The organism is Acetobacterium wieringae (genome assembly GCF_001766835.1).
In the GTDB taxonomy this organism is placed as follows: domain Bacteria; phylum Bacillota; class Clostridia; order Eubacteriales; family Eubacteriaceae; genus Acetobacterium; species Acetobacterium wieringae.
Genome location: NZ_LKEU01000043.1, coordinates 18,026 through 32,686, shown reverse-complemented (window position 1 = coordinate 32,686; position 14,661 = coordinate 18,026). Strand labels below are relative to the sequence as shown.

The following is a 14,661-nucleotide window of genomic DNA, read 5'->3' as shown; positions in this document are numbered from 1 at the left end:
TCATTTAAAATTCAGATAGAATTAATTATACGGATTGTGTTCGTCCCAGCTCATGACTGTATCGAATCGCCTCGCCCAGCATCGGCATCATCACATCAAGCATGTCTTTAGGATCCAGGGAATTGACGGTAACAAAGGGGAAAATAATGTAAGATGGATACTTGCCATAGGTGTCCAGACAGCGATGGACATCAGCCAGACGTTCTTCAACGGTGGCATCCAGGCGACCGGGGATACCATTGGCATCATAACCACCAATCAAGGCAATGCGATCACCATATTTTTCCAGCAGCTTTACAATATCGTTAACCGGCTGAACCGAGGTCCAGGCAGCAGCACCGGTCTCAATAATGTCTTCAATGAGGGATTCACAAAGACCACAGGTATGCTGGATAGGAATCATCCCGAGTTCTTTTACGGCGTCATTAAGCCGTTTATGATGAGGTTTAATCAACTTGCGATAGACATCTGGTGACATAAACAGACCCCGTTCAGTGGCGATATCATCGTAATTGTTGAAAATATCCGGGTTATAATATTGCTTCACTTTTTTAGCAAACTCAATTTTGTAGTCGGTAATGGCTTCCATCAGTTCATAACAGGCTTCCGGCTCTTCGATCAGTGCCATCAGGGTTTCTTCAAAACCCATTAATGCGGCCACACGTTCAAAAACACCGTTCCCACAGCCAAATTCAAGAGCGGTTTGGTCACGATCGAAGTTGTGCAAGAGTTTCAATTCTTCAGCGGCCATGGTTGGCCAGTCAACCGTTTCCAGGTCTGGAAATTTTACAATGCTTTTCCAGTCCACGATGGTCTCCGAGTCCATGATATGTTCGTTGGGAGCTGGAATTGGGGCACCGCCGCCGGATGCTGGGGTGATCCAACGGATGCCAAAACCATCGTATCCGCCGCCCATGGGGCCTTTTTCAAACCATGGGCCGGGGTAAGCGCCAAAGCCACTGCCGGCACAATCGATCGGAAAGATCGGGGTCCACTCAGTTGGTTTGTGGTTGATTGCATTGAGATAGTTTTCTTTGGGGGTTAAGCTCATTGTATTTCTCCTCCTATGAATCAAATAATTATTAACATTTTATGATGAAAATTTATTTTTGTAAATTAGACATTATTATTGACTTTTCAAGCGATGAATTATACACTTTGTACAAGGAGGGTTGCCGAATGGAATTATCACTGAATTTAATCAAGGAAAAGTTGGCTGATCTTGTAATCGATTATAAACTGGAAAAATCAGGTCAAAGACTGCACTTGCAACGACCTGTATTTTACCAGGATCAGAAAGAATTGGACTCAAACACATTATATATAGCTCAGTCTGATCAATTACCAGCTGATCTCCAATGTCAGGTTGACACTGCTTTGATTTTAATCGGCAGTCCGGCGATCAGCCTGAATCAGGATGGATTCAGTTATCTGGTTATTTCTGAAACGGTGTCGATTTTCGAGTTAAGTAACCGGATTCATCAGATCTATGATTTTTTCGAGATCTGGAATATGAGTCTGCAAAAGAGTATTCGGGAGAACAAGCCTCTACAGTATCTTATTGATCTCTCGGAACCGGTGTTCGAAAATGGTATCACGATTATGAATCCGGATTTTTATATCATCGCCCGGACATCCCTGACTCTCGATTTTAATTTATTTGAAGAACTTAAAACCGATGAATTTGGTCGACTTCAGCCGCAACAGGTCAATTCTTTCAAAAATGATTTGGCCTATCAAAAGATAAAAAATGAAAAAGAAGTATTTATTTATCCGAAAAACATTTTACCCTATCGCACGCTGTGCAAAAATATTTTTCATCACGACAGTTTTCTGTTTCGGTTGGTTGTTTGTGAAAACATTCATCCTTTTTCAGAGAGTGATGCGGTGCTGCTAGAGCATCTGGGAAAATATCTCACAGAAGATTCAGAGTATCTGGTTTCGGTGAATCGTTTTGATGATGATGAATTGATTGAATTACTAAACGATATGGTTGCGGGGAAGGCCTATCATTTGGCGGATTTTGAAAAAGAACTGAAGCGGCTAGGCTGGGAGCTGAACCATTTTTATTGTGTGGCGTATGTGCTTCCCAGTGATCAGGATATCTATAACCAAACTTTGACCTATTTCGGCAATAAGATACGGCACAATTTTGAGGAGGCCTTTGCCTTCGCCCATAAGGATCATTTGATTGTTCTCTTTAATCTGAGCCGGATTAAAAACAGGCAGGAATTTTTCGATGGCTTTAATGTATTTATAAAAGCGAGTAATTTTAAAATCGGCTATAGTAACGAGTCAAATGGTTTAGGCAATTTTAGGGATTATTTCAAAGAGGCCCAGATTGCTCTGGATTTTGGCGGTCAGTTAGCCCCCCAAAATGACGTCCATCAATTTAGTGATTATGTTTTATTGTATCTGTTGAGCCAGATGACTAGAGAGCTTCCGGTGGCAAACTTAAACGCACCGATTTTATCTCGTTTAAGTGACTATGATGACAAAAATAGCACCGAATATATAAAAACTCTAACCATCTATTTGCAGAACAACATGAATGCGCTTCAAACGGCCAAAGATTTATCGATTCATCGTGGCACGATGGTCTATCGCCTTGAGCGAATCCGGGAAATTGGAAAAATTGATTTTGAGAATCCCGATGAATTGCTGCATGTGAATATTTCACTAAAGCTTCATAATAATTTAACTAGCATAAAACCGGTCAAAGAAAATACGGGTGAGGAGTTTGCGGAGCAGATTTTAGCAGACTTGATCGCTAAAGGATATCATGGAAAAAAACTACTAAAAAAATTCAAGGAAGAGCAGAAAAAGTTTGACTAGCTGTTGAGAATATGATTAGCTGAAATGATAGATCAAATTAAGAAAATGAACAATTTCTATAAAAGCAAAAGATAATCTGAATCTACCCAATAACGAAAGAAGCATAATTTTTTTCAATTGTAGCAATCTTATTATTATACAAAGCCTCATAATTTAGCGAAAGCGTTTAATAGCGCAGCAAAGCGGGTGGCCGTTAACCTACAATCGGTTAGCGGCCACCCGTTTTTCATCGCCAATTTTTCAGTTGGCGGCTAAGCGGATGAGTTCAAATGAAAGATGCAGGTGCAGCAGATCATTTTTATTCTTTAAGTCGGTCTGGCCGATTTCTTTAATCCGTTCCAACCGGTAAACAATGGTGGCCCGGTGGATAAACAAGTCTTTGGCAGTCTGAACCGCATTGAGATTATTTTCAAGAAACACTTCCAGCGTGAGGACATAGTCGGTATGGTTCTTTAAATCATAATCCTGAAGACGTAATAAAATCGGCGAAGACAGCAATTGGCCCGGCAATTCGGCAGTGATCTGATTAAATATGTAGGGCAGCACGGTGTCACAGAATTTATGTATCCATTTAGCGGGATGATAGCGGGTGCCGATTTCCAGGGCGATTTCGGCCTCGCGAAAATACTCTTTCAGATGAATAAGCCCATCAGCATAATTGCTGTAGCCTACTCTGAAATTACCGTCTTTGACCATCCGATTAAATTTTTTGAAATACTCGTCCCGGGACTCGTCAAGGTGATCCAGGTTAATGATGACCAGGATACTCTGGTTGTGTGAAAAGGCAAAGGTCTGCCTAAAATCCTGCATGATCACATTACAAAAATAGGTGACAGTGGTATGATAAATATCCTGACTGCTGGGTTGGATGTGGACAGCGCAATAGCTGTTGTTTTGACTCCAACCCATTTGTTGCAATTCCTTTTCAAAAGCAGTCTGGTTATAAGCATTTCCCAGCATAATATTTTGAAGCAGGGTCGTCAATTGGCTATTCTTACTGCGATGAAAGGTGACAAGATAGTCAGGATCCTGAACCAGCTGATGCGATAAATATTCTAAAATTTGGGTATCGCTGTCGTTGAAGGGCTGGACGATTTCGGGCACAATGATCCGAAAAAGAAAGGTGTCATTGAGAAAAATGTTTTGACAAAGGGTCCGAAAAGGCAAAACCTCGGAAGGATAGATAAAAACATTTTTTTCGTTCTTGATTTTATTGTAGACGGCATCGTTTTTAAATAAATTGACCTGCTCAATGGAGATCCGCCCTGATGCGTCAAGATGTAAATTGGGAGAGTCATAGAGTGCATGCGTTGTTGAATGGGCAATCATATAAAAGTCGCCATTCATGATAAGCATGCCGTTTCCAAAAATTGGCTCGGAAATATCCGCCAGATACTGCAGGGAATTTTTCTCGCGAATACAGCGTTGTAGCTTTAAATCCCAGGTTCCATAAATATCGTAAATTTCATGAATGGCATTGCTTAGTTCAAAGATATCGGTAGTATCCGCAATCACCAGCAGCTCCAGCTCATCGTTATAACAGCGGGGAGGGGGATCGCCAATGCAGATTAAGGCCGAAGCCGGCATAAAGGTCAGATCAGGTGGCAGCTTTTCGGCCATGGTTATATATAATATGTGGGAAGCCAAACAGGCATCACCGGCATAAAAAACCGGATGGGGTAAGTGCAATAAAGATCCAGATACACCAATGTTGTCATCTTTTACAAGTGCGGCCAGTTTTTCTTTCAGCAGGGCTAAAGATAGGTTCATAATTTATCACCTCCTTATACAGAGTGTATAGATTAAAACCGAAAAAGTCAATCAGCTTGTATAATTTACAGTTTCGTAAATTTATCGTAAGATTTAAATATCAATTACGCAAAAATTTAAGGAGGATTATTGATATGGCACTTACACCGAAAGAAAACTATTTAAACGCAATCAATCACAAAGAAACCGAATGGACACCGGTACACCTTGCCGATTGTGGCGTGCTGGGATTTGGCGCCCTGCCAGGACCCTGGATTGAAAAAGGACCATTGGGTGGCGGCTATGATGGCTTTGGCATTCGTTGGATCACGCCAGCTTCCGGTGGCGGCGCACCGATTCCAGCACCCAATGAACATATTATGGATGCCGATACCATCGTGGACTGGAAAAGCATTGTCAAATTTCCCGATCTGGAAGCCGTTGACTGGCAGGAAATGGTGAATGCTGAACTAAGCATGATGCCTGTTGACAGAACGGTGCAGGCCATTGAATTTGGTTGTGGCAATGGCGTGTTTGAGCGACTGGCGGCCTTGATGGGTTTTGAGGAAGCCCTAATGGCATTGGCCGAAGAACCGGAGGCCTGTAATGAACTAATGACAGCTATTACTGATTACAAAATTGAGTTTGCCAAAAAAGTAAAACAGTATTATAACCCGGATCTGTTTACCAATTACGATGATATTGCCACTGAAAGAGGTCTGTTTATGTCACCGACGGTCTATCGCGAACTGATTAAACCTCATCACAAACGGCTTAACGACGCCGTCAGAGAATTGGGGATGATACCGGTGCAGCATACCTGCGGTTACTGTGAACCCCTGATTGAAGACATCATCGAAACCGGAGCTGCTGTCTGGACTTCCGTTCAGCCAACCAATGATATTGTCGGGATGCAGAAAAAATACGGCGATAAAATTATTTTAATGGGTGGATTTGATACCAACGGTGCCCCCGGCGCTCCCGATGCGACCCTGGAAACACGAATTGCCGAAATTCACCGTTGCTTTGATGAATATGGCCAACAACCAGGATTTATCTTCTTCGGACATGTGCTGGTCAATAGTTTAGATCCCGCAGAAATGGGCGCGCAAATGATGCCTATTATTCAGGAAGCGGTTCGTTACAGTCATCAGCTGGCAACAAAATAACGGCACCAGAAAAGGAAACCATTGTGAAGATATTAATTCTCGGGGGATTTTTAGGCTCCGGAAAAACCAGCGTATTGCTGCAACTGGCAGAATATCTCGACAGTCTTGAAAAAGAGTATCATTCTGAAATAAAAGTTGCGATTGTCGAAAATGAAATTGGTGCCATCGGAATTGATGATAAAGTCCTGAAGAAGGCCGGATTTAATGTTAGCAATCTTTTTAGTGGATGCGCCTGCTGCTCACTCACCGGAGAACTGGTTGCCAGTATTAAAAAAATCCAGACCGAACTTGATCCCCAATGGCTGATCATTGAAGCTACTGGAGTTGCTTATCCCGGCAGTATCAGAAAAGTAATTTTAGCTGAGTTGGGTCTTGACGCCACAATCCTGACCGTCGCGGATGCCAAACGCTGGCAACGATTGGTTAACGCCATGGAATTACTGGTATCTGGACAGCTGGAGGACACGTCGATCGTATTACTGAATAAAGTGGATTTGGTCAGCAGTGCAGAACTTAAACAGGTTGAGCACAGCATATTAAACTATAATCAAACAGCGGCGATCATTCCAATATCCGCAAAAGCGGTAATTCCGGAAGCCATATTGAAAAAAATAGTCAATCAAGCGGAGGCGTTAGATGATAACAAAGCATAACCACGCTGAATCCTGTAACCATCACTATCATTCCGGTCATCATCATCATGGGATTGAATCTCACTTGCATGATGATGCGTTGGTATGCTCCGGCAAACGGGATATTATTGGAGATTTGGAAACCATAAAACAAAATTTGGCAGATGAAATTGAAATCCTGGCCAAATGGATCCAGGAAATGAGTGGGATTATTGGTCATGTCAAGGCTTTGGTTCAATGCGATTCCCCGGTAACCATGATATCAACGACTGGGGAAGATGTAACAGTCAAAGAAATAGCGGGATCATCGATTCATGTAAGCGTTGTAGCAATTGTGTTCAATACCAATGTCCAAAGCCTGGAATGCCGCATCGCAACACTATTTGACACTTTACAGAAACAAACAGATTAGTAAGAGGAGTAAGAAAATGATCATTATCGGAGAAAAAATTAACGGTGCCATCCCATCAACAGCCAAAGCGATTGCTGCCAAGGATGCGGAATTTATTAAAAACCTGGCCATTAAACAGGCCGAAGCCGGAGCAGACTTTATTGATGTTTGTGCTTCAGTGGATGATGACATCGAACTGGAAACCATGAAATGGCTGATTGACATTGTTCAGGATGCGGTGGATACGCCGATTGCGGTGGACAGCCCCAATGTGTACACCTGCATCGAATCGATAAAATACTGTAATAAACCCGGACTGTTTAATTCGGTTTCCTTAGAAGGTGATAAGGTCGACGTGGCCTTTAAAGCGATCGCCGACACCAAATGGGAATGCGTCGCGCTGTTAAACAGCGACAAGGGGATTCCGAAAACCGCCAAAGATCGTCTGGATGTTTTTGCCGATCTGATGGTTAAGGTCAAAGAATACAACATTGATCCTTCCCGTATGCACATTGATCCCTTGATTGAAATGCTGTGCACCTCGGAAGACGGGATTCAGATGGTCACCGAGGTCATTCGCGGCATCAAAGCTCAATACCCCACCATCCATGTCACCGGTGCCGTCAGCAACATTTCCTTTAATCTACCGGCCCGTCGGATTGCCAACCAGGCCTTTGCCGTTCTGGCCATGAGTGCCGGGATGGACAGCTTCATTCTCGATCCCCTGAACAAAGATATGATGGGCATGCTGTTTGCCACTGAAGCCATGATGGGCGAAGACGAATACTGCATGGAATATATCGGTGCTTTCCGGGAAGGTATTTTTGTAAAATAAGTTACAACCAAACCCGGGGCACACACAGGTTTCGGGTGGCTGAAATAAAGATGAGTGCATGCATTTAAATCAAAAATCAAAAGGAGAAATTAACATGTCTAAAATTGAAGAAGTAAAAGTTCTGGTCGAAACAGGTAAATCAAAGAAGGTTGCCGCAGCGGTTCAGGAAGCATTAGATGCCGGCGATAAAGCACAGGATATTCTGGATGCGATGATCGCGTCCATGGGTGTGGTTGGCGATAAATTCTCATCCGGAGAAATCTTTGTCCCAGAAATGCTGATTGCTGCCAAAGCGATGTCAAAAGGCGTGGAAGTGTTAAAACCAGTGATGGCTGGTGACGTATCCAATTCCTTAGGTACCTGTATCATCGGAACAGTTGCTGGGGATCTCCACGATATCGGTAAGAATCTAGTTACGATGATGATCGAAAGTGCCGGCTTTGACATGGTGGATCTGGGTGTCGATGTGCCAGCTGAGCGATTTGTGGAAGCAGTGAAAGAAAATGACAACGTGGTTCTGGTCGCCTGTTCTGGTCTGTTGACTACCACCATGCCAGCCTTAAAAGAAGCTGTTCAAACCGTTAAAGCAGCTTTACCTGACATGAAAGTCCTTGTTGGCGGTGCCCCAGTTACCCAGGCTTATGCCGACGAAATTGGCGCTGATGGTTACGCAACGGATGCTGGTAGTGCTGCTGTTAAAGCAAAAGAACTGATTGCCTAAAAAAAGTAAGCGTTTTTGAAATACAAAAAGATCTGGTTTTTTTACCAGGTCTTTTCGTGATTCTTATTATTGCTAGAATAGTTCTGTTTTTTAACGAATTAATGGTTAACCGTGCATAAAGCTGGCGGTGAACCGGTAGAGATAGGATATCTGACATCATAATTGGTGAGGCTTTAGAGATACCGGTAAAATGACGACAACGCTCCAGACTGGTCTATACAACAGACCAAGTCGATGAAAGGAAATGAAAATGAATGATATCAATACAAAATACAGTAGAAGTGACCAGAGAATCTATAAATCGAGCCTGGCTGGAAAAATAGCGTTGCTGGTGATTGTCTTCTCGGCCATTGGCGTTGCGATTACTGTGATGGGTGCTTATCTTTCAGCCAGAAAGGTGCTAATGACGACGCTCCCACACGATAATCTGACACAGGCTTTGCATTCCCTGGGACTGACAGTCGGTCTGGTTGCGTTGGCAATCGTTGTAATCAGTGTACCGTTGGCAATTATTTGGGGTAGAATCTTGACGAAACCCGTCATCCGGTTAAACGAGGCGTTCGCTCGTATGAATGATGGCGAAATTGAATTTGATGAGCAGTTATTCAATGATTTGAAAATCAGATCTGAAGATGAAATCGGTCAAATGATGACATCGTTTACGATGATGATCGAAAGTCGACGACAGTTGGTTGAAGCGGCTGAAGCCTTGGCTAAAGGAGATCTGACTGTTGAAATCAAACCGAGTTCGCAACAGGACCGGATGGCCTATGCACTGATTGATTTGGTAGGGGAACTGAATCTTCTTTATAAGGAAATAGAAAAGGCTGGATATGAAGTTGCTTTTCATGGGCATTTTAATTACAAGGGTGATCCGAATGTTTTAGCTGGTTCCTATCAGGATTTTGTTTCAGGGCTCAATCTGATTATGGACGGACTTATTCAACCGCTTCGAAATGCCAGTCGTTACATCAATCAGATTGGTTCCGGTGAAATTCCTGAAAAAATCACAGAAACTTACAATGGCGATTTCAATGTTCTAAAAGACAGCATTAACGCTTGCATTGATGGACTGGGCGCACTCGTTGCAGGCAATGAGGTACTTGATCACATTGATCGAAATGATTTTTCCAGAAAAATTGCCGGAAATTATAGTGGGCTTTATGGATCAATTTCTGAATCCATCAATCGCGCGGTAGATCAGTTTAATCAAATTATTATGGTGGTTGATTCTATCGCGCAGGGTGAATTTACTTATCTTGACAAATTGAAGGAGATAGGAAAACTCAGCGATGCAGATACCTTGACACCGAGTCTGATCGAGATGATCGAGATAATTCAGCGGCTGGTTGAAGAAACCAGAAAAATGACACAAAGTGCGGTTGCCGGTGATTTAAGCAAACGCGGTGATCCGGATTGTTTTAAAGGTGGTTATGCCAAAGTCGTCAACGGTTTTAATCAGACCCTGGACGCCGTTATCGCCCCGATCAATGAAGCCTCTGAAGTGATGACAGCACTGTCAAAAGGAAATCTGCAGGCAGTGATGACAGGGGATTACGCCGGAGATCACGCAGCAATCAAAACAGCCCTCAACAAAACGACGCAATTTTTGAACCGGGTTGTTGGTGAAATCACGATGATTTTAAACAACATGCAAAAGGGTGATTTGAACCATGAAATTACATCCGACTATCACGGTGATTTTTTCGAAATTAAAAAAGCTCTAAATGATATCACGACTCAACTCAGCAGTACGCTTTCAGAAATTAATGTGGCTTCAAAACAAGTCGAAAATGGTGCCCAGCAGATTTCCAGTGGTGGTCAGGCATTGTCTCAAGGGGCAACCGAACAGGCCAGTGCCATTGAGGAACTGACAGCGTCCATAGAAGAAGTGGCAGCCGAGACGAAAAAGAATGCCATCAGTGCCAATCAGGCCAGAGAGCTAACCGTTGAAGTCCAGGAAAACGCTCAGATTGGGAATAGGCAGATGAAAAAAATGATGTCAGCGATGGACGAGATTAACACTTCATCAAAGAACATTTCAAAAATTATTAAAGTTATTGACGACATAGCTTTTCAGACCAATATCCTTGCGCTCAATGCAGCGGTCGAAGCCGCCAGAGCCGGTCAGCAGGGCAAAGGGTTTGCAGTAGTAGCTGAAGAGGTGCGCACCCTCGCTGCCCGTAGCGCTGAAGCCGCAAAGGAAACCACCGGTCTAATCGAAGGTTCCATTAAAAAGGTAGAAGTGGGGAACACCATTGCCGATGAAACGGCCGTCAGCTTACAGACGATTCTCGAAAAAATTGAGGAAGTCACCGGAATTGTCAGTGAAATTGCCAAGGGTTCCAATGAGCAGGCATCGGCGATTGCCGAAATCACTCAGGGAATTGAACAGGTCTCCCAGGTGGTACAAACCAATTCTGCCACTGCCGAACAAAGTGCCGCAGCCAGTGAAGAACTATCCGGGCAGGCAGAAATGCTTAAACACATGATTGGAGCCTTTAAGCTGAAGGATCTGCAAGAGAGTGGTATAGAATCGGGAAAAGTTGAGGGCAGTCCAATGCCCCAAAATTTAGAGCAGCGACAGCGTGTACCGGCTATTATTCTGGATACGTCTGAAACAGACAAATACTAAGAAGAAAAAAGCACCCCTGTTCCTCATAATAAGAAGAACAGGGGTGTTGCTTATGAGCTAAGAATTAGTATTTTCGGGGAATTTTTTCAACATCAAATGTCTCGTTGCGGAACTCGGCATTAAAATAGGGGAAACGTGCAACTTTCGCCCGTATTTCTTTTTGCGGTGTACCGGGAGAACCCCAAAGGACAACCACATCAGTACCTTCTTTGGCATATTTTTGATCGATTGAGGCCAGTGAGATCATCCGCTGTTCATAGAATGAGTAGGTTTTTCCGGTGGCGACACCGATTTTTTTGCCATCAACTAAAACATAATCGCCACGAATCGCTGCCCCTTGAGAAGCATCAGACAGGCCGGAAATATGCTCGATCTGTTCACAGGGTTCAACGTCAGTTCCTCTAAACTGGGAGGCAAAGACATCGGCCACATCATCCGCATTCCATTCTAAAGTCACCATGGTACGTGATGGTTTTTGGGAAATTTCCGCCAATGCCGTTTTTCCGATAAAATCGTCCTTGTCAAAACTGATCAGTTTTTCCCAGCCTAAATCATAGGGGGTGGAGTAGAAGTTTTCGGGGTTATCGGAGGCACTGCCTGCAAAGGGCGCATTCAGGCCACCAATTTTTTCGGCAAATTCTGCCAGGCCAGCACCACTTGACTGAAATGGATACCAGAAATGTTGGAATTGATTGGGGTAGCCGGCTGGGGTATGTTGAATCTGAACATAATTACGGGCGCCCTGAAGTTTTCCACCAAATTTAAACAGCACTTCACGGAGTTTTTTGTAAGCCGTTTCGGCATCTTTCGCAGCACCGTGTACTTCGTATGCTAAAGCACCGGTCATGCCAAGGCGATAGACAATCATGTCAGTGCCACAAATTTTTACTTTCTTGTTTTGTCCAAATTTAAGATCATGTAAATCGGTTTGGGTTGCTTCTTCGAGAATTTCCAGCGATTTTGGACCGTCAAGTTGATAAAAATATTCATCATTCAAGTATTCACCTTTTACATCCAGACCACTTGTTATCAGAAAATATTGGATTGCCGGAGCTAACCAATAGGTGCGATAGTCACCATTTTCTTTTTTAAGAATGACGCCGCTGGCTAAAAGTTGTCCCTTATCATTACAGATCAGGCCATGTCGTGAGCCGCCTGGCTTCATCAAGTTGAAATCACGATTGACACAGACTTTATTGAGAAATTTCTCAGCATCTTTACCCGAAATATCATAAATGGGGCTGCTGTTCAGAAACACGCCTAAAGAAGCCGTGGTGCGGGTGGCCATAAATTCGTCCCTGGGGCCAGTAAATTCATAAGGTAGAATGTTTCCGCCAAAGTCTTTCCAGAAGGTGAAAGCACCTTCCATAATCGCACTGTCAAAATTAAACTTCATTTTTGTACCTCCAAAACATAACAAATTTTTTATTGTAAACATTTTCGAAAATGCGCATTTCGATGATTAGGTATATCATAACAAATTGTATTTTACGAAGCACTGTGCAATAATGTAGATAATTATTTTTTCCGTTGTGCACTTTATCAAATTCAGAGTTTGAGGTGAAAGTCAGATGAAATTGAATCTTCACATTATTGGCGATGCATTAGCCATTGAAAAAACAAAAATAATCACCGACAGCAGCATTGAGATGGAACTGGTAAATGTCCGGTTGCTACCAGATGATCCCAGTCAGTGTGAGGATCAATACCTTTATCTGACCGATCATCAGATGTCGGAAGCCTATTGGCAACATGAAAAGCTGTCTTTGATTATTTTGAGTGACGATGATGCAGAGTTGAAAATCAACCATTCCTGGAACGTTATCGTGATGGCGAAAAAAGAGCAGCTTTGGGATGTTTTTGAAAAAGTGCAGGACATTTTCGATGATTTCAATCGGTGGCATGAAGCATTGACCCAGGCGATTTTGAATCGGCAGCCCATTCAACAATTGCTGGATCTTTCGGCCAAGGTATTAAATAATCCCATTGCCTTACTGGATATATCCTTTATTATGATTGCCAAATCAGGAAATTTTCCGGACCAGTTTAACGATCCGATTTGGGAATCCGTGCTCTACAAAGGCTATGGAGCGGTAGAAAACATTCCGCAACAATACCGTAATCTATCGGATTTAACCATTAAAGAGCGAAAACCCGTCTTGGTCCCACCTTTAGACGAGACTTATCAGCAGCGCATTATTTGTGCGACCCTCGTTCAGAATCAGGTTCCTTTTGCCAATCTGGCGATGACCAATCTGGTTAGTGAATTTACGGTTGGACAGCTTTCACTGGTATACCATATTCAACAGCTTTTGGAAATTTCACTGCAGCTGCCCAAGCCAGCTCAGAATGTCAACAATGACATTTGTTATCTCATTTCACAGTTAGTTCAGAAAAAGTATGTCGATCCTGATCTCGTCAAGCATTTTTTTGCTGCCCGGAAGTGGGATAAGGATGATCCCTTTTTTTGCGTTGCTTTTGATCTGAACAGTGACATAACGTTGTCAGAGTACAATCATCTGGTTTATCTCAATCATCTTCGTGAAGCGCTACCCCATGCATATACCTTGTTTGTAGACAATCGAATCGTTTCGATCTGCCTCTGTAAATATGGAATGGTGTCTCCGGAAACAATTGTTCAGATGATTTTGCCAAAGCTCACAAAACTGTCACTTTGTGCCAGCGTCAGTTTAAAACAACCCGGTTATGAATTTTTGTCGGCGGCCATGCACCAGGCCGAAATGGCTTTGCAGCTGGGTCGTAAAAAGGCGGTGGATCAGCAGTTTTTTACGTTTAAGGAAGTTTACGCCGAGTATATCGTTCAAGTTTTAAGTAAAGATCAGGATGCTTATTCACTGTGTCATCCGATTGTCCAGAAAATCGTAAAAAATCAGGATCAATGGTCACTGGAACTCATTCACACCTTGTGGATTTATCTGCAAAACGGAAAACGGATTTCTCAAACCGCCGATAAACTGTTTATTCACCGTAATACCCTGGTTAATCGTCTGCAGTCAATTGAGAAGATTCTGGAAATCGACTTTGAAACCATTGATGATAAGGATCTTGATATGCTGTTGATCTCCTGTTTTATTGTGAAAACCAAGCTGCAATTGCAGTAAGATCATAATCTAAAAAAGGGCTTTTGCATCATTGCTTATTCGCAATTTTGCAAAAGCCCTTTTTGTTCACATAAAAAATCGATCGTTATGCTACTTCCTGGTTAGTTTCGGCAGGCATTCCGGCACATTTCATCGAAAGTTTCATAACAAAACCGCCTAAAATCGTAAGAAGAATGAGACCGATAAAAAAGAACGGTATAAAAAGCGCATACGAGTTTGGCAGAACTGCTGATATCGGCGCTCCCATGAGAACACTGCCCATAAAAATTGTCAGGACTGGGCACATAAACAATAACATCAGGATAAGAAGCACGGCATTCATCACAAGGCTGAATAGAAAGGTGCCTGGTTTTGAGACTTTACTGGCTGCTGCAGCACCAATCTTACCGATGGGAATGATGAGACCGATCACAAAGCCCGCCAGGACACCGACCAGCGCAGAAATGGGGAAACTGTTCCAGTCGACGGTTCCAGTTGTAATTAAACCGCCAATGATTGTGAAGGCTACACCGAAAATAATGGAATTAAACAGGTTGTTATATAGATTGATTTTAGTTTCTGTTTTCATAAAA

At 42.9% G+C, this 14,661-nt stretch carries 12 protein-coding genes; 8 read left to right on the top strand and 4 right to left on the bottom strand.

The window, feature by feature from the left end:
- Nucleotides 1-25: 25 nt before the first annotated feature.
- Complete coding sequence (locus ACWI_RS16410; protein WP_070372531.1) at nt 26-1,051, bottom strand: uroporphyrinogen decarboxylase family protein; 1,026 nt, start codon at nt 1,049-1,051, stop codon at nt 26-28.
- Nucleotides 1,052-1,179: 128 nt separating this feature from the next.
- Here ACWI_RS16410 and ACWI_RS16405 point away from each other — a divergent pair, with 128 nt between their 5' ends.
- Complete coding sequence (locus ACWI_RS16405; RefSeq protein ID WP_070372530.1) at nt 1,180-2,835, top strand: PucR family transcriptional regulator; 1,656 nt, start codon at nt 1,180-1,182, stop codon at nt 2,833-2,835.
- A gap of 240 nt (nt 2,836-3,075) precedes the next feature.
- Here the strand turns inward: ACWI_RS16405 and ACWI_RS16400 are convergent, their stop codons facing one another.
- The gene (locus ACWI_RS16400; protein ID WP_070372529.1) at nt 3,076-4,605 is read right to left on the bottom strand and encodes a PucR family transcriptional regulator; all 1,530 of its coding nucleotides are present in this window, start codon (nt 4,603-4,605) and stop codon (nt 3,076-3,078) included.
- Nucleotides 4,606-4,739: 134 nt separating this feature from the next.
- Between ACWI_RS16400 and ACWI_RS16395 the strand changes: the two genes are divergently transcribed.
- The 6 genes from ACWI_RS16395 (at nt 4,740) to ACWI_RS16370 (ending at nt 10,967) form a co-directional block, all read left to right on the top strand.
- On the top strand, nt 4,740-5,753 hold the full coding sequence (locus ACWI_RS16395) for a uroporphyrinogen decarboxylase family protein (protein WP_070372528.1): 1,014 nt from the start codon (nt 4,740-4,742) through the stop codon (nt 5,751-5,753).
- Nucleotides 5,754-5,776: 23 nt separating this feature from the next.
- Nucleotides 5,777-6,406, top strand: coding sequence for a GTP-binding protein (locus ACWI_RS16390; protein ID WP_070372527.1), 630 nt, complete (start codon nt 5,777-5,779; stop codon nt 6,404-6,406).
- On the top strand, nt 6,390-6,797 hold the full coding sequence (locus ACWI_RS16385; protein WP_070372526.1) for a hypothetical protein: 408 nt from the start codon (nt 6,390-6,392) through the stop codon (nt 6,795-6,797). The genes ACWI_RS16390 and ACWI_RS16385 overlap by 17 nt, the downstream gene beginning before the upstream one ends.
- Nucleotides 6,798-6,813: 16 nt before the next feature.
- A complete protein-coding gene (locus ACWI_RS16380; RefSeq protein ID WP_070372525.1) occupies nt 6,814-7,611 on the top strand; it encodes a methyltetrahydrofolate cobalamin methyltransferase in 798 nt (265 codons plus the stop codon).
- A gap of 94 nt (nt 7,612-7,705) precedes the next feature.
- Nucleotides 7,706-8,332, top strand: a complete 627-nt coding sequence (locus tag ACWI_RS16375; RefSeq protein ID WP_070372524.1) for a corrinoid protein — start codon at nt 7,706-7,708, stop codon at nt 8,330-8,332.
- Nucleotides 8,333-8,582: 250 nt separating this feature from the next.
- Nucleotides 8,583-10,967, top strand: a complete 2,385-nt coding sequence (locus ACWI_RS16370; RefSeq protein ID WP_242871641.1) for a methyl-accepting chemotaxis protein — start codon at nt 8,583-8,585, stop codon at nt 10,965-10,967.
- A 64-nt stretch (nt 10,968-11,031) separates the two neighbouring features.
- Here ACWI_RS16370 and ACWI_RS16365 read toward each other — a convergent pair whose 3' ends face one another.
- Nucleotides 11,032-12,363, bottom strand: a complete 1,332-nt coding sequence (locus ACWI_RS16365; RefSeq protein ID WP_175440969.1) for an aminomethyltransferase family protein — start codon at nt 12,361-12,363, stop codon at nt 11,032-11,034.
- A gap of 175 nt (nt 12,364-12,538) precedes the next feature.
- On the opposite strand from ACWI_RS16365, the gene ACWI_RS16360 reads away from it, so the two are divergent.
- Nucleotides 12,539-14,089: a PucR family transcriptional regulator gene (locus ACWI_RS16360; protein WP_070372523.1), complete on the top strand. Its 1,551-nt coding sequence runs from the start codon at nt 12,539-12,541 to the stop codon at nt 14,087-14,089.
- Between the two features lie 85 nt (nt 14,090-14,174).
- Here ACWI_RS16360 and ACWI_RS16355 read toward each other — a convergent pair whose 3' ends face one another.
- On the bottom strand, nt 14,175-14,657 hold the full coding sequence (locus ACWI_RS16355; protein WP_070372522.1) for a hypothetical protein: 483 nt from the start codon (nt 14,655-14,657) through the stop codon (nt 14,175-14,177).
- Nucleotides 14,658-14,661: the final 4 nt, after the last annotated feature.

Bases quoted from the DNA above. Each gene is read 5' to 3' on its own strand.
- ACWI_RS16360 (WP_070372523.1), top strand. From the start codon at position 12,539: ATGAAATTGAATCTTCACATTATTGGCGATGCATTAGCCATTGAAAAA.
- ACWI_RS16405 (WP_070372530.1), top strand. From the start codon at position 1,180: ATGGAATTATCACTGAATTTAATCAAGGAAAAGTTGGCTGATCTTGTA.
- ACWI_RS16375 (WP_070372524.1), top strand. From the start codon at position 7,706: ATGTCTAAAATTGAAGAAGTAAAAGTTCTGGTCGAAACAGGTAAATCA.
- ACWI_RS16410 (WP_070372531.1), bottom strand. From the start codon at position 1,051: ATGAGCTTAACCCCCAAAGAAAACTATCTCAATGCAATCAACCACAAA.
- ACWI_RS16395 (WP_070372528.1), top strand. From the start codon at position 4,740: ATGGCACTTACACCGAAAGAAAACTATTTAAACGCAATCAATCACAAA.
- ACWI_RS16370 (WP_242871641.1), top strand. From the start codon at position 8,583: ATGAATGATATCAATACAAAATACAGTAGAAGTGACCAGAGAATCTAT.
- ACWI_RS16355 (WP_070372522.1), bottom strand. From the start codon at position 14,657: ATGAAAACAGAAACTAAAATCAATCTATATAACAACCTGTTTAATTCC.
- ACWI_RS16365 (WP_175440969.1), bottom strand. From the start codon at position 12,363: ATGAAGTTTAATTTTGACAGTGCGATTATGGAAGGTGCTTTCACCTTC.
- ACWI_RS16385 (WP_070372526.1), top strand. From the start codon at position 6,390: ATGATAACAAAGCATAACCACGCTGAATCCTGTAACCATCACTATCAT.
- ACWI_RS16380 (WP_070372525.1), top strand. From the start codon at position 6,814: ATGATCATTATCGGAGAAAAAATTAACGGTGCCATCCCATCAACAGCC.
- ACWI_RS16400 (WP_070372529.1), bottom strand. From the start codon at position 4,605: ATGAACCTATCTTTAGCCCTGCTGAAAGAAAAACTGGCCGCACTTGTA.